The 16,908-nt window shown below is 56.2% G+C and carries 19 protein-coding genes and 1 riboswitch; of the genes, 8 read left to right on the plus strand and 11 right to left on the minus strand.

Translation table 11 applies throughout. The annotated features are described in order from the left end of the window. The 11 genes from A7090_RS10670 to pduF form a co-directional block, all read right to left on the minus strand. Positions 1–404, minus strand: a 404-nt coding sequence (locus A7090_RS10670; protein ID WP_241957270.1) for an SAM-dependent methyltransferase, incomplete at its 3' end; no start/stop codon positions are given. Beyond that, the gene (gene cbiG, locus A7090_RS10675) at positions 404–1,459 is read right to left on the minus strand and encodes a cobalt-precorrin 5A hydrolase (protein WP_105274012.1); all 1,056 of its coding nucleotides are present in this window, start codon (positions 1,457–1,459) and stop codon (positions 404–406) included. The genes cbiG and A7090_RS10670, both read right to left, overlap by 1 nt. Continuing rightward, positions 1,440–2,213 carry a cobalt-precorrin-4 methyltransferase gene (locus A7090_RS10680; RefSeq protein ID WP_105274013.1) on the minus strand — a complete coding sequence of 258 codons (774 nt, stop codon included), beginning with the start codon at positions 2,211–2,213 and terminating at the stop codon, positions 1,440–1,442. The genes cbiG and A7090_RS10680 overlap by 20 nt, the downstream gene beginning before the upstream one ends. Next, a complete protein-coding gene (locus A7090_RS10685; protein WP_105274014.1) occupies positions 2,206–2,775 on the minus strand; it encodes a decarboxylating cobalt-precorrin-6B (C(15))-methyltransferase in 570 nt (189 codons plus the stop codon). The genes A7090_RS10680 and A7090_RS10685 overlap by 8 nt, the downstream gene beginning before the upstream one ends. Further along, positions 2,765–3,370: a cobalt-precorrin-7 (C(5))-methyltransferase gene (locus tag A7090_RS10690; protein WP_105274015.1), complete on the minus strand. Its 606-nt coding sequence runs from the start codon at positions 3,368–3,370 to the stop codon at positions 2,765–2,767. Before A7090_RS10690 ends, A7090_RS10685 begins: the two co-directional genes overlap by 11 nt. Further along, complete coding sequence (gene cbiD, locus A7090_RS10695) at positions 3,364–4,503, minus strand: cobalt-precorrin-5B (C(1))-methyltransferase CbiD (protein ID WP_105274016.1); 1,140 nt, start codon at positions 4,501–4,503, stop codon at positions 3,364–3,366. Before cbiD ends, A7090_RS10690 begins: the two co-directional genes overlap by 7 nt. Then, a complete protein-coding gene (locus A7090_RS10700; protein ID WP_105274017.1) occupies positions 4,500–5,132 on the minus strand; it encodes a cobalt-precorrin-8 methylmutase in 633 nt (210 codons plus the stop codon). The genes cbiD and A7090_RS10700 overlap by 4 nt, the downstream gene beginning before the upstream one ends. Positions 5,133–5,142: 10 nt before the next feature. Next, positions 5,143–6,102 carry an adenosylcobinamide-phosphate synthase CbiB gene (gene cbiB, locus A7090_RS10705; protein WP_105274018.1) on the minus strand — a complete coding sequence of 320 codons (960 nt, stop codon included), beginning with the start codon at positions 6,100–6,102 and terminating at the stop codon, positions 5,143–5,145. Then, positions 6,099–7,478 (minus strand): cobyrinate a,c-diamide synthase, encoded by a 1,380-nt coding sequence (locus A7090_RS10710; RefSeq protein WP_105274019.1) that lies wholly within the window; start codon positions 7,476–7,478, stop codon positions 6,099–6,101. Before A7090_RS10710 ends, cbiB begins: the two co-directional genes overlap by 4 nt. 88 nt (positions 7,479–7,566) lie before the next feature. Then, a riboswitch (cobalamin riboswitch) is annotated at positions 7,567–7,729 on the minus strand. A gap of 291 nt (positions 7,730–8,020) precedes the next feature. Continuing rightward, positions 8,021–8,932: a transcriptional regulator PocR gene (pocR, locus tag A7090_RS10715; protein ID WP_105274020.1), complete on the minus strand. Its 912-nt coding sequence runs from the start codon at positions 8,930–8,932 to the stop codon at positions 8,021–8,023. Positions 8,933–9,120: 188 nt separating this feature from the next. Then, positions 9,121–9,909, minus strand: a complete 789-nt coding sequence (pduF, locus tag A7090_RS10720) for a propanediol diffusion facilitator PduF (RefSeq protein WP_105274021.1) — start codon at positions 9,907–9,909, stop codon at positions 9,121–9,123. Between the two features lie 523 nt (positions 9,910–10,432). Here pduF and pduA point away from each other — a divergent pair. Genes pduA through pduJ form a run of 8 tightly spaced genes read left to right on the plus strand, consistent with a single transcriptional unit; the run spans position 10,433 to position 16,906 of the window. Further along, positions 10,433–10,714: a propanediol utilization microcompartment protein PduA gene (gene pduA, locus A7090_RS10725; RefSeq protein WP_105274022.1), complete on the plus strand. Its 282-nt coding sequence runs from the start codon at positions 10,433–10,435 to the stop codon at positions 10,712–10,714. Further along, positions 10,714–11,526: a propanediol utilization microcompartment protein PduB gene (gene pduB / locus A7090_RS10730; protein ID WP_105274023.1), complete on the plus strand. Its 813-nt coding sequence runs from the start codon at positions 10,714–10,716 to the stop codon at positions 11,524–11,526. The genes pduA and pduB overlap by 1 nt, the downstream gene beginning before the upstream one ends. Positions 11,527–11,544: 18 nt before the next feature. Next, positions 11,545–13,209 carry a propanediol dehydratase large subunit PduC gene (gene pduC, locus A7090_RS10735; protein ID WP_001256896.1) on the plus strand — a complete coding sequence of 555 codons (1,665 nt, stop codon included), beginning with the start codon at positions 11,545–11,547 and terminating at the stop codon, positions 13,207–13,209. A gap of 10 nt (positions 13,210–13,219) precedes the next feature. Beyond that, complete coding sequence (gene pduD / locus A7090_RS10740) at positions 13,220–13,894, plus strand: propanediol dehydratase medium subunit PduD (protein WP_105274024.1); 675 nt, start codon at positions 13,220–13,222, stop codon at positions 13,892–13,894. Between the two features lie 14 nt (positions 13,895–13,908). Beyond that, entirely contained in the window at positions 13,909–14,430 is a 522-nt protein-coding gene (gene pduE, locus A7090_RS10745) for a propanediol dehydratase small subunit PduE (protein ID WP_105274025.1), read from the plus strand. Between the two features lie 9 nt (positions 14,431–14,439). Beyond that, positions 14,440–16,272, plus strand: coding sequence for a propanediol dehydratase reactivase alpha subunit PduG (pduG, locus tag A7090_RS10750; RefSeq protein WP_105274026.1), 1,833 nt, complete (start codon positions 14,440–14,442; stop codon positions 16,270–16,272). Further along, complete coding sequence (gene pduH, locus A7090_RS10755; RefSeq protein ID WP_105274027.1) at positions 16,262–16,612, plus strand: propanediol dehydratase reactivase beta subunit PduH; 351 nt, start codon at positions 16,262–16,264, stop codon at positions 16,610–16,612. Before pduG ends, pduH begins: the two co-directional genes overlap by 11 nt. A gap of 18 nt (positions 16,613–16,630) precedes the next feature. Further along, a complete protein-coding gene (gene pduJ / locus A7090_RS10760; RefSeq protein ID WP_001057755.1) occupies positions 16,631–16,906 on the plus strand; it encodes a propanediol utilization microcompartment protein PduJ in 276 nt (91 codons plus the stop codon). The last annotated feature ends 2 nt before the right edge of the window (positions 16,907–16,908 follow it).

Genomic DNA, 16,908 nt, shown 5'->3' on the forward strand with positions numbered 1-16,908 from the left:
AAGTCGCTGAGGCTGATATGACAGAAGTCGTGCATCAGCGGCGCACCCAGCAGCGAGGCGGCGGCGATACTGGCGGTCATCCCTGGAATAAGGCGAACTTCCACATCCAGCTTCTGCTTGCTCACCAGCTCCAGCACCAGTCCCGCCATGCCGTAAATACCGGCGTCGCCGCTGCTAATCAGCGCCACGTTATGCCCGGCCTGCGCCAGTTCAATCGCCGTCTGGCAGCGTTCAATCTCTTTACACATCCCGGTTTTAATCACCTGCTTGTCGCCGGTAAAGGCTTTCACCAGGTGGGTGTAGGTCTTATAACCGACGACGATTTCTGCCGCCTGTAACGCCTCAATCGCTTCCATGGTCATCATTGATTGTGAGCCAGGGCCAATCCCGATTACGCTTAACATCAGTGTGAAACTCCCAAAGTAATAGTGACGCCCTGTTCGCGCAGGGTTTCGCCCAACAGTTGCCCGTGGCTCAGCAGCCACGCCGCCGGCCCCGATACGCTCCCAACCCCCACCGTTTGGCGAACAAACGAAGACGAAGGGAAGTGGTGTTCATGCTCACGCAGCGCGTCAGCGGTAAAGGTTTCAAACGGCACGCGGCAGTAGGAGGCCAGCTGGATAAGCCCCTGCTCGTGTTTTTTCAGCGTAACGCTGCCGATGGCTTTCAGGGCCAGCGGGTCAAGGCGCTGCGCTTCAAGCTGACGCGCCAGCAGCGCCGCTAACAGCGGGAACGGCGTATCACGACGGCAGCCGATGCCCGCAACGACGCGCTGCGGCACCAGCTTCCAGTGCGGTATGGCGATCTCCGGCAGTTCGTTACGCAAGGTGATACAGATAAGCGCATCCAGTTCGGGAAGCTGACTCAGGTCAGAGACGGTGATAAACCCGCGCCGGTCGCAGTGATTGACGTCCTCATTCAGCTCTTCATCCCACCACAGGCCGACGCGCTGATGGCTGACCAGCATCTGGTTGACGATTTTCACCGCCGCGCGGAAGTCGGTCATTCGCGCATTAAGCTGGAATGCCAGCGTATCCAGAGCCGCCATATCGTTAACGTCGGTGGCGGTGGTGATCACCGGATCTGCACCCAGTATTCCCGCCAGATAGCGGCTCAGAGCATTAGCCCCGCCCGCGTGACCGGAGAGCAGGCTGATGACGTGCTGCCCGCGTTCATCGATCACCACCACCGCCGGGTCGCTGAACTTGTCATTAATCAGCGGCGCCAGCACGCGCACCGCGATACCTGTCGCGCCGATGAAAATCAGTGCCGAGTAGCTGCTGAAGGCCTCGCGCGCGGCATTGGCGAAGCCGTTTTCAAAGGGCAGAAACCCCTCCTCCAGCAGCTTCTCGCTGGTAAAGCAGGTTAACGGCAGCATTGCCGCCAGCCGTTTAGCCAGCGTTACGCCACCGGGGGTCAGGCAGAAAAGAGCGATAGATTCAGGCTTTACGGTATTCATGGCTAAAGTCTGCCGCGTAGAGTTTTGAGTAGTGATACTCATCCCCAAGAAAATTCCCGACCAGAATGAGCGCCGTTTTACGGATCCCCGCATCGCGCACCTTGTCGCCGATATCGGCCAACGTGCCGCGCACGGTCTGGCTTTCCGGCCAGGTCGCTTTATAGATAACCGCCACCGGCGTGGTGGCCGGATAGCCACCTTCTATCAGGCGTTCTGCCACCCGATGAATGCGCTGCACCGAGAGATAAATCGCCATCGAGGTCTGGTGGCTGGCAAAGGATTCAAGCTGCTCGCGTTCCGGCACCGGCGTGCGCCCTTCAAGACGGGTAATAATCAGGCTCTGAGAGACCTCCGGCACGGTGTACTCGACACCCAGCTCTGCCGCCGCACCCAAAAAGGCGCTGACGCCCGGCACCACCTGCCAGTCGATGCCGCGTTTGGTCAGCTCTTCGCCCTGCTCGCGTACCGAGCCGTATAGCGAGACGTCTCCGGTCTGTAAGCGCACTACCGTTTTCCCGGCTTTTACCCCGGCTTCCATCAGGTCGAGAATTTGCTCCAGATGCAGCTCGGCGCTGTCGTGGCACTCTGCCCCTGCGGGGCAATACTCCAGTAATTCGGTGTTTATCAGCGAACCGGCGTAAATAACGACCTGGGCCTGCTGCAACAAGCGGTAGCCCTTGAGGGTAATCAGCTCACGATCGCCCGGCCCTGCGCCAACGAACCACACACTACGGGGATCAAATGTCTCAGCCATGGTTTTCTTCCTTCTGACAGGCGATAACAAAAACGGGATTATTCGGTTTGAAATAGTGGCCGCTGCCAAGCCGGGTCAGCGACGAAACGTTAAGCTGGAGGCAATCGACCTGTTCGATCCCCCGCTGTTGCAGGTAGTCGAGGGCGGCGTTCAGGTTTTCTTGCAAAATAAAGGTCATCACCAGACGGCCTCCGGGATAGAGCTGCTGCCAGGACCAGTCAATCAGTTCTCCAAGATGACCGCCGCTGCCGCCCATAAAAATGGCGTCAGCCCGCTCGGTCATTACCATCGGCGCTTCACCGGGCAGGATTTCAATGTTGCCGCAGGCGAAATGCTGGCGATTTTCGTCCAGCAATTGCAGCGCCGCCGGATTACGTTCGACCGCCGTCACCTGTAACGAGGGATATTGCAGCGCTGCCTCAATCGACACGCTGCCAGTACCGGCGCCGATATCAATCAGGTGGCTTGCCCGGTGCAGTTCAAGTTTGGCCAGCGCCAACGCGCGAACCGCCTCTTTGGTCATCGGCACTTTCTCGCCGCGCAGAAAAAGCTCATCTTTCATCGAGGATCACCACCGCGTTCATTTCATATTCAGCGTCAACCTCACTAACCGGCAGCCAGTGAATGCGCTCATTTTCCATCGCCAGATTTTCGCCAATCACCATCCAGCGATACCCTTTTCCCCGCGCCACCAACTGGGTGGCGATTTCACGCGGCCCGCAGCGCCCGTCGGTCACCATCGCCACTTTGCGATGGCGCGCCAGTTCATCAAAGCAGACGTCACGCCCGTGGCTGCTGGTCAGCCAGATATCGTTCATATCGATTCCGGCGCGGGCGCACAGGTACTGCACCGCGCTGATGCCGGGGATAACACGCACGCGTTCGATGCCAAAGTGGGCAATCAGCCGCGTGCCAATGCCGTAAAACAGCGGGTCGCCGGAGGCCAGCACCACCACTTGCTGCGCTTCGCGCTCGCTGAGCCACTCCAGCAACTCAGCAATATTGGCGCCCAGCGTAAACTGCTCGCCGTGAAATTCAGGGAACTGCAATAAATGCCGCTTGCCGCCGACCAAAGCGTCTGCCGTCGCCACCGCTTCCCGCGCCGCGGGGGTCATCAGATGCAGTCCCGACGGCCCCATACCGACCACCGTTAACATGACATCTCCCGTGCGATCTCTTCGACCGGGCGATTGCTGCCGAGAACCTTGTTATCAAAGGAGAACATGATGGCGTCGCAGGTGGGCGGCGTTTTGGTAAAGCGCAGCATCTGCATCACCCGCAGGCAGATGCGCTCAGCAAGATGGTCGTAGATATGCTGAAAGCCGTACTCGTCGATATGTTCCATCGCCGCTTCGGTGGTATCGCATTCGCTGACCAGCCGCAGAAGCTCCAGCGGCGCGCCGAGCAGCGCCAGGTGCGCGACGAGCGTTTCCATCCGCGCATCGGCAATATGGCTGTGAGTATGGAAAATACCGGCGGCAATTTTAATCAGCTTGCCGGGATGGCCGATCAGCACAATCTGACGGAACCCGAGGCGCACGGCTTCTTCAATCATGTAGCCGACGAAATTGCTCATGGTGACCACCACCTGAGAATCAATCCCCATCTGCTCGCGAACAAAGCGCTCGCCGTGGTTGCCCGGCACCAGCACCACGCGATCCAGCCCAGCCGCACGTTTGATCTCCAGCTCAAGCGACAGCGAACGTTTCCAGCTCTCCTCCGACATCGGCGTGACGATCCCGGTGGTGCCGATAATCGAGATGCCACCTAAAATTCCGAGCCGCGAGTTGTAGGTTTTCTTCGCCCGCTCTTCGCCTTCCGGTGCGAAGATTTCTACCTCTGCCCCGCGTGACGGGCCAATCGCTTCGCGCACCGCTGACTCAATGGTGTGGCGCGGAGTACGGTTAATCGCCGGGCTGCCGATGGGCAGGCCAATCCCTTTGCGCGTTATCGTGCCAATGCCCTCGCCACCGCGCAGCGTAATCTCAGAAGAATCATTAAGCGTCACGCGGGCAAAAATCAGCATCCCGTGAGTGGCATCAACGTCGTCGCCGCCGTCTTTACGGATTGCGGCAATCGCCTGCTGCCCTTCAACGTGCGGCGACTCGACGTTAAGACACAGCGTTACGCCGGACGGCGTAATAATGGAGACCTGATGAATCAGATGCTGGCGCATCACCATCAGCGCCGCGACCTTTGCCGCCGCCGTCGCGCAGGAGCCAGTGGTATAGCCTTTACGCAACGCCTTGCCGTTGTGCCACACAGGGTCATCAAAGGATTGCTCGCTCATCGCGCCCCCTGCAAGTGATACAAAATGGCGTTGACGATGGCAGCGGCGACGTTACTGCCGCCTTTACGTCCCAACGCAGCGATACCCGGCAGGCCGCTCTGCGTCAGAGCCTCTTTTGATTCTGCCGCGCCGACGAAGCCCACCGGCACGCCAATCACGCCGTTCACCGCGACATCATGCTCAAGCAGACGAAACAGCGCGGTGGGGGCATTGCCAAACACAAACACCTTCTCGCCCTCTTCGGCCACCGCAATATCGACCGCCGCCATCGAACGGGTCATCCCCTGCGCTTTCGCCTCAGCCACCACACGCGGGTCGCTGATATAACAGCGGCACTCGCCGCCAAATTTCGCCAGCAGGGTTTTATTGATCCCGGAGAGCGCCATGGTGGTGTCGGTATACAGAATGCAGGGCTGACTTAACGCAGCGCAGAGGCGCTCAAGGACGTCGGGCGAAAACCACAAAATATCCAGCCAGTCAAAATCGGCGGTAGTGTGGATCACCCGCTTAATAATGGCTTCGTGCAGCGGGCTGGCAAAGCGGTAGTCCGGGCGAGTCTCTGCAATAATTTCGCCAATAATGTCGAAGCTTTTCGCCTCAATTGCCTGTGGTTGCTGGATATAGTGCATTTATTTGTCCTCAGGCCACGCCGACCAGCCAGTACCGCGCTGCCATAAACAGCACCAGTGCCAGGGTCGAAGCTACCCACATCAGTCGAATCGTTCGGGAAATATCGTCTACGTCAATGTCGCGCGTCGCGTCGCCAATCCATGGTTTCTCCACGCGCTGGCCAAAATAATCGTTTGGGCCACCAAGCCGGATGCCGAGCGCCCCGGCAACGGCGGCTTCCGACCAGCCGCAGTTCGGACTGCTGTGGTTGTAGCGATCGCGCCAGCCGATGCGCAGTGCGCGACCACCCGATTCGCGGCAAAGAAAGGCGGCCAGGCTGATAAGCAGCCAGCTCAGGCGAGCAGGAATATAGTTGGCGACATCATCAAGGCGGGCGCTGACCATACCAATGGCGCGGTATTTTTCATGCTTGTAACCGACCATCGAGTCGAGAGTGTTGACCGCTTTATAGGCCATCGCCAACGGCACACCGCCCAGCAATAGAAAGAAGAGCGGCGCAATAATGCCGTCAACGGTGTTTTCTGCCACCGTCTCGACAACCGCGCGGTTAATCTGCTGCGGCTCGAGCTGCGACGTGTCGCGCCCGACAATCCATGAGAGTTTGAGGCGGCTTTCTGCCAGATCGCCCGCACGCAGCGGACGCTCGACGTCCCGCGCCGACTGCGCCAGACAGCGCCCGGCCAGTACGGTGAAAATCATCCACACCTCAACCACCCAACCAAACCACGGATGAATCATCTGCGCTAACGTCAGCACGCCCCAACTGACGCCCCACGTCAGTCCGACCACAACTATCCACATCACCCCGCCACCGACGCGTAAAGCAAAGTCGCTGTGACAATAGCGGCGCACGCTACGCTGAACGGCGGCGATCAGGTTGCCTATCCAGCGCACCGGATGCGGCCAGTTCTGCGGGTCTCCGATGATAAAATCGAGGAGCCAGGCAACGCACCAGGCCAGCAGCGTCATAGGGCGCTCCTTGCCGCAGCCAGCCAATAGCTGAGCATCGTGGGGCGCTGAGCAAAGTGCAGGTGCAGATAGCTGGCAAAGGTATTGCCCACCTGCCAGCCACCCGACCACTGCTGAAGCGTTATGCCATCGCGCACTTTACGACAGGCCAGCACCGCCGGGGTTTCCGGGGTGAAATCCGAGTAGTGGAATTCATGTCCGCGTAAAGTTTCACCGGGAGCTGCCAGTAGCGTTTGCCGCATCGCCCGCGCCTCGCAGTAGCCAAAGCGGGTAAGCCGTTTGCCCATCTTGCTGTGGCCGGGAATAAGATTGGCCATCGGGTAAATTTCACCGCTGGCGTCTTCCAGGGTGCTACCGAGATACATCAGACCACCGCATTCGGCGTAAATCGCCACCCCGCGCCGGTGCGCTTCCCGCAACTGCGCCAGCATTGGCGTATTGGCCGCCAGCGCGGCGGCATGAATTTCGGGATAGCCACCGCCAAGCCAGATCATCTGGCACGGCGGCAATTCGCTATCGTGCAGCGGGCTGAAGCGCACGATACTCACCCCACAGCGTTCAAGCAGAGTGAGGTTATCCGGATAATAAAAGTTGAAGGCTTCGTCATCGGCCAACGCCAACGTCAAACCTGCTCCGGCGTCAGGCGACGGTAGCGCAGGCCACTCCCCGATGGGTAAAGCAGTAAGCTGGCTGAGAGTAAGAAGTTGTTCAATATCCAGAGTTTGCGCCAGCGTTTGGGCAAAATCGCGCCACGGCTGCTGGTTCACCAGCGACTCTCGGGCGGTCACCAGTCCTAGATGCCGTTCAGGCAGGGCAACACCTTCCACTCGCGGTACGTAGCCGAGAACTGGAAGCCCGCAGTAGCGCTCAATGGCGCTTTTGAGTAGTTGATAGTGAGTATCGCTGTTGACGCGATTGACAATAACGCCAGCGATATTGAGGCTGGGGTCGAAGTGCTGAAATCCCATCACCGTGGCGGCGATGGAGGTGGAAACCGCTTTACCATCCACCAGCAGAATGACCGGGCAGCCGAGCTGTTTGGCCATCGCGGCGGTGCTGCAATAATTCGGGTCAGTGCCATAGCCGTCATAAAGCCCCATGACACCTTCGATCACCGCGATATCCACCCGCTGCATCTGTTCACAAAACAGCGCATTGAGCACTGGTTCCGGGAGCATAAAGCTGTCGAGGTTGCGGGAAGCGACGCCGCTGACGGCGGTATGCCAGCCGGTATCAAGGTAATCCGGACCGACTTTGCAGGGCTGAACCCGCATACCGCGCTGCTTCAACAGACTGAGCAGACCAAGCGTAACGGTGGTTTTACCACAGCCGCTGCCGGTCCCTGCGAGAATAAATGCGTACTGCCTGGCTGCCATACCCCGATCCTGTGCCGGGTGGAAGGGCTGCGAGCATTCCCAGTCTTTCAACTGTACGCATCTGAGCAACCCACTTCCCACCGAAGTTGTTGGTAATAACTGACAGGCAGGTCTTCTGGCTTAGCGTCGTCCTTCCCCATCCTTCCCAATCTCGCGATCAGTGGTCAAATATGGGTTCGTCAGCATCACAGCAGCGGGGGCTGCGGGGGATTCTCACCCCCTTCCCTGGCACCTGTCGGTTTTCTCAAGCGGGACGCGTCCTCGCTCGAATAATTTCCGAAACATTTCATGGGAACTGGATGGTTCCCATTGTTACTAATATCTAATGACAAAGGCAGTTTCATTACGCCACTAGCGGTCTGAAAGCCATTTCTGATGACACTCTATCCCATCAAATAAATAAAAACTGGTGCAACTTAACGTTCTCTCATTATTATTTCGTTGCGCTATGACAATTTATTGCTCTTAATGAGAGTTTTTCACTTTATAATGAATCAGATACAGAGGGATATCAAAAATCGGCAATAACAAAATATTGTCATTTAAAATGACTCAGTCTGTGATCTGGCATTAATTTGCTGACGATAAGCCTGCGGAGTCACCTGATAGGTCTGGCGAAAAACTTTGCAAAAATAGCTGGTTTGCGAGAAGCCTAAATTCCGCGCAATGCTGGCGATACTCCAGTCGCTGTGGCAAAGCAGCTCTTTGGCGCTCACCATCCGCTGATGATTTACCCAGGCGTTAAAGCCAATCCCCTGATATTTTTTGAACAGCTTACTGAAATAATAAGGGCTGAGATAAACGTGGGCGGCAACATCTTCCAGGCGTAGCTCATCGGATAAATGGGCATCAATATAGCGCAGCGCTTTCTTCATTTTACTGTCGTGAGGGCTGGCCACCCGGCTGGCGCACGCAGGTTCAGGGTGCTGCGGGTTATCTTTAATCACCACAAAATTGAGCTGTTTTTTAAGGCAGTTTTCGACAATAAGCTTCAGTAAATCGGCAGAAGCAATCACTCTGGAGTAGTCCATTTCCGGCACGTCGCGGAACGCTTTTACCAGCTCAGGATCGGCCTGCCAGCGATCGTCCACGTTGAGAATGTCGACCAGCTCAACATCATTGCTTAAGCGCACCTGCCCACATAGCACAAAACCCACAAGGTGTCCGGCAATGACCAGAGGGATGGCAAAATCGGTTAATCCGGCGTGGCAGCGATAGATACAGAGCTGATCGGTTTTTGACGCATCGAGACCGCCGCAGCGGTCGCTCATCCGGCAGCGAGTACTGTGCTGGGGGTGCTGACGCATCAGCCGACAGAAAGGCGTGAAATTAAACAGCTCAGATATTTCATCACCGTGAATATTGACGACCACCACCGCCAGACTGGTGGCCTGTGCAAAATCCTGTGCGATTTTATTGATGAGTTCTGAGTTCAGTGTACTCGCAGAAATCATGATAAAACCTCTCAGTTAATTTTTTGTTATAAACAAAACATTTTTTTAATATTTACTTCCTTTCATCATTATTTGCCGCCAACGATAAAAGAATAATACGATAGCAAAAGTCTCCCATCCGTGGGAGACATTTTGGCCGACTTCGTGATACCGGTTCATGAAAATTTTTAGCTATTTCAGCGTATGCATTAATCCTCTAACTTACAGGTATTATTACCAATCAGATAACGATAGACAGCCGCCCCCAGACAGGCCCCAATTAACGGCGCGACAATCGGCACAATAAAGTACGGAATATCTCTGCCGCCGGTCATCGCAATATCGCCCCAGCCCGCCATCCATGTAAACAGCTTCGGTCCAAAATCACGCGCCGGATTCATCGCAAAACCGGTCAGCGGCCCGGTTGAAGCGCCAATAACCGCCACCAAAATGCCGATCAGCAGCGGTGCCAGCGGCCCTTTTGGCACGCCGTTGCCATCGTCGGTCAGCGCCATAATCATGCCCATCAGCATGGAGGTAATCACCACTTCAACCAGCGCTGCATGCCAGATGCTCAGCGATGCCGCCGGGTAAGTGCTGAAAATACTCGCCAGTTGCAGGCTTTCTACGCTACCGCGAGCGATATGGTGTGCGGCTTCAAACTCGGTAAACATCGTGCTGTAAAGCACATAGGCCAGCACTGCGCCGCCAAAGGCACCCGCGACCTGTGCAATAATGTAGGGGAACACTTTTCGAGCTGGAAAACTGGCAAACAACCATAAAGCGACGGTTACGGCTGGGTTGAGATGCCCGCCGGATATTCCCGAAGTCAGATACACAGCAAGCGAGATCCCCAGACCCCAGATAATGCAAATTTCCCACAATCCGAGGCTTGCTCCCGCTACCTTTAACGCGCTCAGGCAGCCGATACCGAAAAACAAAAACAGCCCGGTGCCCAGAAACTCGGCGGTACATTGCGCTTTTAACGAATCATTCATTATGACACCTTCTTAGCAGAGTTCGTGTCCTGACCAGCCAACATCCTGCTGGCAGTAGAGTACAACGGTCATCACTATATGAACTCCCTTCCGAAAATTGTTGGCAACCTGCTGGCGGTATTGCCGGAAAATTCGGGTATCAATAACAAATTATTGTCATTAAATAATCGACGATGGCACTTATCACGCGTAGCTTTTGCAATTACGAGGGCCTCACAACATGCAAAAATATTGCTAAAACCAACTCATCGTTTTCCAACAAACATCACATATCAGTTTTTTCGCATAGCAGAAAAATTTAAAAACGTCATGAACAATTTTGTAAATGTGGAATATACAAAACAAAATAATCACATTCACTCAAATTAAAAAATCTATATAAATCAGCAAATTAAAAATCAACATAGCAATTTTATATTATTGAATATCCACTATTTTTTCACCATCAAATCCAAGTCAGCCATTCTTTTTCCTCGCATCTTCTTATAGTCCCAACTATCGGAACACTCCATGCGAGGTCTTTATGCAACAAGAAGCACTAGGAATGGTAGAAACCAAAGGCTTAACCGCAGCCATAGAGGCCGCTGATGCAATGGTTAAATCGGCCAATGTGATGTTAGTGGGCTATGAAAAGATTGGCTCCGGGCTGGTAACCGTCATTGTGCGCGGTGATGTTGGCGCGGTAAAAGCGGCCACCGATGCTGGGGCTACGGCCGCACGCAACGTGGGTGAAGTGAAAGCCGTACACGTCATCCCACGCCCTCACACCGATGTAGAAAAAATCTTACCGAAGGGAATTAGCTAATGAGCAGCAATGAGCTGGTTGAACAGATCATGGCGCAGGTGATTGCCCGTGTGGCAACGCCGGAACAGCAGGCCATCCCTACTGAAAACCACCCAATACGAGAGACGGCTATGGCAGAAAAAAGCTGCAGTTTAACGGAATTTGTCGGGACCGCCATTGGCGACACCCTTGGCCTGGTTATCGCTAACGTCGATACCGCCCTGCTGGATGCGATGAAGCTTGAGAAGCGCTATCGCTCCATCGGCATTCTCGGCGCCCGCACCGGCGCAGGCCCACACATTATGGCGGCAGACGAAGCGGTGAAAGCCACCAACACCGAAGTGGTCAGCATTGAGCTGCCGCGCGATACCAAAGGCGGCGCGGGCCACGGTTCGCTGATTATTTTAGGTGGCAACGACGTTTCCGACGTCAAGCGCGGTATCGAAGTCGCACTGAAAGAACTGGACCGCACCTTTGGTGATGTTTATGCCAACGAAGCCGGACATATCGAACTACAGTACACCGCTCGCGCCAGCTACGCGCTGGAAAAAGCGTTCGGCGCGCCGATTGGCCGCGCCTGCGGCGTTATCGTCGGCGCTCCGGCTTCCGTAGGCGTACTAATGGCCGATACCGCGCTGAAGTCAGCCAACGTTGAAGTCGTGGCGTACAGCTCTCCGGCGCACGGCACCAGCTTTAGTAACGAAGCTATTCTGGTGATTTCCGGCGACTCCGGCGCGGTCCGCCAGGCGGTGACCTCTGCCCGCGAAATCGGCAAAACCGTCCTTGCGACCCTCGGTTCTGAACCGAAAAACGATCGCCCGTCCTACATCTGATACCCACGAGGCTGATTCATGAGATCGAAAAGATTTGAAGCACTGGCGAAACGCCCTGTGAATCAGGACGGCTTCGTTAAGGAGTGGATCGAAGAAGGCTTTATCGCGATGGAAAGCCCGAACGACCCAAAACCGTCAATTAAAATCGTTAACGGCGCGGTGACCGAGCTGGACGGAAAACCGGTTAGCGAATTCGACCTGATCGACCACTTTATTGCTCGCTACGGCATCAACCTGAATCGCGCCGAAGAAGTGATGGCGATGGATTCGGTTAAGCTGGCGAACATGCTGTGCGATCCTAACGTTAAACGCAGCGAAATCGTCCCGCTGACCACCGCGATGACGCCGGCAAAAATTGTCGAAGTGGTTTCGCATATGAACGTCGTTGAGATGATGATGGCGATGCAGAAAATGCGCGCCCGCCGCACACCGTCTCAGCAGGCGCACGTCACCAACGTCAAAGATAATCCGGTGCAAATTGCCGCCGACGCCGCCGAAGGCGCATGGCGCGGGTTTGACGAACAAGAAACCACGGTTGCGGTAGCGCGCTACGCGCCGTTCAACGCCATCGCGCTATTGGTCGGCTCTCAGGTTGGTCGTCCGGGCGTACTGACGCAATGCTCGCTGGAAGAAGCCACCGAGCTGAAGCTCGGCATGCTGGGCCACACCTGCTACGCCGAAACCATTTCCGTTTACGGCACCGAGCCAGTCTTCACCGATGGTGACGATACGCCGTGGTCGAAGGGCTTCCTGGCCTCTTCCTACGCCTCTCGCGGCCTGAAAATGCGCTTCACTTCCGGCTCCGGTTCCGAAGTGCAGATGGGCTACGCCGAAGGCAAATCGATGCTGTATCTGGAAGCGCGCTGCATCTATATCACCAAAGCGGCTGGCGTGCAGGGACTGCAAAACGGCTCCGTAAGCTGTATCGGCGTACCGTCTGCCGTGCCGTCAGGCATTCGTGCCGTACTGGCAGAAAACCTGATCTGCTCGTCGCTGGATCTGGAATGCGCCTCCAGTAACGACCAGACCTTCACCCACTCCGATATGCGTCGTACCGCGCGCCTGCTGATGCAGTTCCTGCCGGGTACCGACTTTATCTCCTCTGGTTATTCCGCGGTGCCGAACTACGACAACATGTTCGCCGGTTCCAACGAGGATGCGGAAGACTTTGACGACTACAACGTTATCCAGCGCGACCTGAAAGTGGACGGCGGTCTGCGCCCGGTTCGCGAAGAGGACGTTATCGCCATCCGTAACAAAGCCGCCCGTGCGCTGCAGGCTGTGTTTGCCGGAATGGGACTGCCGCCGATTACCGATGAAGAAGTTGAAGCCGCGACCTATGCCCACGGTTCGAAAGATATGCCGGAGCGTAACATCGTCGAAGACATCAAGTTCGCCCAGGAAATCATCAATAAAAACCGCAACGGTCTGGAAGTCGTTAAAGCGCTGGCGCAGGGCGGGTTTACCGACGTGGCCCAGGACATGCTGAATATCCAGAAAGCCAAGTTGACCGGGGACTATCTGCACACCTCCGCGATCATCGTCGGCGACGGACAGGTGCTCTCTGCGGTCAATGACGTCAATGACTATGCCGGTCCGGCAACGGGTTATCGCCTGCAGGGAGAACGCTGGGAAGAGATTAAAAACATCCCTGGCGCTCTTGATCCCAACGAGATTGATTAAGGGGTGAGAAATGGAAATTAATGAAAAATTGCTGCGCCAGATAATTGAAGACGTGCTCCGCGATATGAAGGGCAGCGATAAACCCGTCTCGTTTAATGCGCCTGCGGCATCCACAGCACCACAGACCACTGCGCCTGCCGGCGACAGTTTCCTGACGGAAGTAGGCGAAGCACGCCAGGGCACGCAGCAGGACGAAGTGGTTATCGCCGTTGGCCCGGCATTTGGCCTGTCTCAGACCGTCAATATCGTGGGCTTACCGCATAAGAGCATTCTGCGCGAAGTCATTGCCGGTATTGAAGAAGAAGGCATCAAGGCGCGCGTAATTCGCTGCTTTAAATCTTCCGACGTGGCGTTCGTCGCCGTTGAAGGTAACCGCCTGAGCGGCTCCGGCATCTCCATCGGCATCCAGTCGAAAGGCACTACGGTTATTCACCAGCAGGGGCTACCGCCGCTCTCCAACCTGGAGCTGTTCCCGCAGGCACCGCTGCTGACGCTGGAAACCTACCGTCAGATTGGTAAAAACGCCGCTCGTTATGCGAAACGCGAATCACCGCAGCCGGTCCCTACGCTGAATGACCAGATGGCACGCCCGAAGTACCAGGCAAAGTCGGCCATTTTGCACATTAAAGAGACCAAGTACGTCGTGACGGGCAAAAACCCGCAGGAACTGCGCGTGGCACTTTGATAAAGGATAACTCCATGAATACCGACGCAATTGAATCGATGGTCCGGGACGTATTGAGCCGCATGAACAGCCTGCAAGGTGAGGCGCCAGCAGCAGCTCCTGCGGCAGGCGGCACGTCCCGCAGCGCAAAGGTCAGCGACTACCCGCTGGCGAACAAGCACCCGGAATGGGTGAAAACCGCCACCAATAAAACACTGGACGACTTTACGCTGGAAAACGTACTGAGCAATAAAGTCACCGCTCAGGATATGCGTATTACCCCGGAAACCCTGCGCTTACAGGCGTCTATCGCCAAAGATGCGGGCCGCGACCGGCTGGCGATGAACTTCGAACGCGCCGCCGAACTGACCGCGGTACCGGATGACCGCATTCTTGAAATCTACAACGCCCTTCGTCCGTATCGTTCAACGAAAGAAGAGCTGCTTGCTATCGCCGACGATCTCGAAAACCGTTATCAGGCAAAGATTTGCGCAGCTTTCGTTCGTGAAGCGGCAGTGCTGTACGTTGAGCGTAAAAAACTCAAAGGCGACGATTAAGGATTTCGTATGCGATATATAGCTGGCATTGATATTGGTAACTCATCAACGGAAGTCGCGCTGGCGCGGCAAGATGAGACTGGCGCCCTGACGATTACGCACAGCGCGCTGGCAGAAACGACCGGGATCAAAGGCACGTTGCGTAACGTGTTCGGCATTCAGGAAGCACTCGCCCTCGTCGCAAAGCGCGCGGGGATCAATGTCAGCGATATTTCGCTCATCCGCATTAACGAAGCCACGCCGGTGATTGGCGATGTGGCGATGGAGACCATTACCGAAACCATCATCACCGAATCGACAATGATCGGCCATAACCCAAAAACGCCGGGGGGAGTAGGCCTTGGTGTAGGTATCACGATTACGCCGGAGGAGCTGTTAACCCGCCCGGCAGACTCGTCCTATATTCTGGTGGTATCGTCAGCCTTTGATTTTGCCGATATCGCCAATGTTATCAACGCCTCAATGCGCGCCGGATACCAGATTACCGGCGTCATTTTGCAGCGCGACGATGGCGTACTGGTCAGCAACCGGCTGGAACAATCGCTGCCGATCGTTGACGAAGTTCTGTACATCGACCGCATTCCGCTGGGGATGCTGGCGGCGATTGAAGTCGCCGTGCCGGGAAAGGTTATCGAAACCCTCTCTAACCCTTACGGCATCGCCACCGTATTTAATCTTAACGCCGATGAGACGAAAAACATCGTCCCGATGGCGCGTGCGCTGATTGGCAACCGTTCTGCCGTGGTGGTCAAAACACCATCCGGCGACGTCAAAGCACGTGCGATCCCCGCCGGTAACCTGGAGCTACAGGCGCAGGGCCGAACCGTGCGCGTGGATGTTGCCGCCGGTGCCGAAGCCATCATGAAAGCGGTCGATAGTTGCAGCAAACTCGATAACGTCACCGGTGAGGCCGGGACCAATATCGGCGGCATGCTGGAACACGTGCGCCAGACCATGGCCGAACTGACCAACAAACCCAGCAACGAGATTTTCATTCAGGATCTACTGGCCGTTGACACCTCGGTTCCGGTGAGCGTCACCGGCGGTCTGGCCGGGGAGTTCTCGCTGGAGCAGGCCGTCGGCATCGCCTCGATGGTGAAATCAGACCGTCTGCAAATGGCGATGATTGCCCGTGAAATCGAACAGAAGCTCAATATCGACGTGCAGATCGGCGGCGCGGAGGCTGAAGCCGCCATTCTGGGCGCGCTGACCACGCCAGGCACCACCCGACCGCTGGCGATCCTCGATCTCGGCGCGGGTTCTACGGATGCGTCCATCATCAACCCTAAAGGCGAAATTATCGCCACCCATCTCGCCGGGGCAGGCGATATGGTCACGATGATCATTGCCCGCGAACTGGGGCTGGAAGATCGCTATCTGGCGGAAGAGATCAAGAAATACCCGCTGGCTAAGGTCGAAAGTCTGTTCCATTTACGCCACGAAGACGGCAGCGTCCAGTTCTTCTCAACGCCGCTGCCTCCTGCCGTATTCGCCCGCGTCTGCGTGGTGAAACCGGACGAACTGGTGCCGCTTCCCGGCGATTTAGCGCTGGAAAAAGTGCGCGCTATTCGCCGCAGCGCCAAAGAGCGCGTCTTTGTCACCAACGCCCTGCGCGCGCTGCGTCAGGTCAGCCCAACCGGCAATATTCGCGATATTCCGTTCGTGGTGCTGGTCGGCGGCTCGTCGCTGGATTTCGAAGTTCCGCAGCTGGTCACCGATGCGCTGGCGCACTACCGTCTGGTCGCCGGACGGGGGAATATTCGTGGCAGTGAAGGCCCAAGAAACGCGGTGGCCACCGGCCTGATTCTCTCCTGGCACAAGGAATTTGCTCATGGACAGTAATCACAGCGCCCCGGCTATCGTCATTACCGCTATCGACGACTGCGCCAGCCTCTGGCACGAAGTGTTGCTGGGTATCGAAGAGGAAGGCATCCCTTTCCTGATCCAACATCACCCGGCTGGAGATGTCGTTGACAGCGCCTGGCAGGCGGCACGCAGTTCGCCGCTGCTGGTTGGCATTGCCTGCGACCGACGCACACTGGTCGTGCATTACAAGAATTTACCCGCATCTGCGCCGCTTTTTACGCTGATGCATCATCAGGACAGTCAGGCCCAACGTAACACCGGTAATAACGCGGCACGACTGGTCAAAGGGATCCCTTTTCGGGATCTCCATGTTTAATCACAGGAGAACGGCAGTATGAATAACGCACTGGGACTGGTTGAAACAAAAGGGCTGGTCGGCGCCATTGAAGCCGCCGATGCAATGGTTAAATCAGCCAACGTACAGTTGGTAGGCTACGAAAAAATTGGTTCTGGCCTGGTTACCGTCATGGTTCGCGGCGATGTCGGCGCGGTTAAAGCAGCCGTAGATGCCGGCAGCGCGGCGGCAAGCGTCGTGGGTGAAGTGAAATCCTGCCACGTTATCCCGCGTCCGCACAGTGATGTTGAGGCCATTTTACCGAAATCAGCCTAATC

The sequence above is a fragment of the Escherichia sp. MOD1-EC7003 genome (genome assembly GCF_002965065.1).
Taxonomy (GTDB): domain Bacteria; phylum Pseudomonadota; class Gammaproteobacteria; order Enterobacterales; family Enterobacteriaceae; genus Escherichia.

Bases quoted from the DNA above. Each gene is read 5' to 3' on its own strand.
- A7090_RS10680 (WP_105274013.1), bottom strand. From the start codon at position 2,213: ATGGCTGAGACATTTGATCCCCGTAGTGTGTGGTTCGTTGGCGCAGGG.
- pduJ (WP_001057755.1), top strand. From the start codon at position 16,631: ATGAATAACGCACTGGGACTGGTTGAAACAAAAGGGCTGGTCGGCGCC.
- pduF (WP_105274021.1), bottom strand. From the start codon at position 9,909: ATGAATGATTCGTTAAAAGCGCAATGTACCGCCGAGTTTCTGGGCACC.
- A7090_RS10710 (WP_105274019.1), bottom strand. From the start codon at position 7,478: ATGGCAGCCAGGCAGTACGCATTTATTCTCGCAGGGACCGGCAGCGGC.
- pduB (WP_105274023.1), top strand. From the start codon at position 10,714: ATGAGCAGCAATGAGCTGGTTGAACAGATCATGGCGCAGGTGATTGCC.
- pduC (WP_001256896.1), top strand. From the start codon at position 11,545: ATGAGATCGAAAAGATTTGAAGCACTGGCGAAACGCCCTGTGAATCAG.
- pduE (WP_105274025.1), top strand. From the start codon at position 13,909: ATGAATACCGACGCAATTGAATCGATGGTCCGGGACGTATTGAGCCGC.
- pduH (WP_105274027.1), top strand. From the start codon at position 16,262: ATGGACAGTAATCACAGCGCCCCGGCTATCGTCATTACCGCTATCGAC.
- cbiG (WP_105274012.1), bottom strand. From the start codon at position 1,459: ATGAATACCGTAAAGCCTGAATCTATCGCTCTTTTCTGCCTGACCCCC.
- pduG (WP_105274026.1), top strand. From the start codon at position 14,440: ATGCGATATATAGCTGGCATTGATATTGGTAACTCATCAACGGAAGTC.
- A7090_RS10690 (WP_105274015.1), bottom strand. From the start codon at position 3,370: ATGTTAACGGTGGTCGGTATGGGGCCGTCGGGACTGCATCTGATGACC.
- cbiB (WP_105274018.1), bottom strand. From the start codon at position 6,102: ATGACGCTGCTGGCCTGGTGCGTTGCCTGGCTCCTCGATTTTATCATC.
- A7090_RS10700 (WP_105274017.1), bottom strand. From the start codon at position 5,132: ATGCACTATATCCAGCAACCACAGGCAATTGAGGCGAAAAGCTTCGAC.
- pduD (WP_105274024.1), top strand. From the start codon at position 13,220: ATGGAAATTAATGAAAAATTGCTGCGCCAGATAATTGAAGACGTGCTC.
- pocR (WP_105274020.1), bottom strand. From the start codon at position 8,932: ATGATTTCTGCGAGTACACTGAACTCAGAACTCATCAATAAAATCGCA.
- pduA (WP_105274022.1), top strand. From the start codon at position 10,433: ATGCAACAAGAAGCACTAGGAATGGTAGAAACCAAAGGCTTAACCGCA.
- cbiD (WP_105274016.1), bottom strand. From the start codon at position 4,503: ATGAGCGAGCAATCCTTTGATGACCCTGTGTGGCACAACGGCAAGGCG.
- A7090_RS10685 (WP_105274014.1), bottom strand. From the start codon at position 2,775: ATGAAAGATGAGCTTTTTCTGCGCGGCGAGAAAGTGCCGATGACCAAA.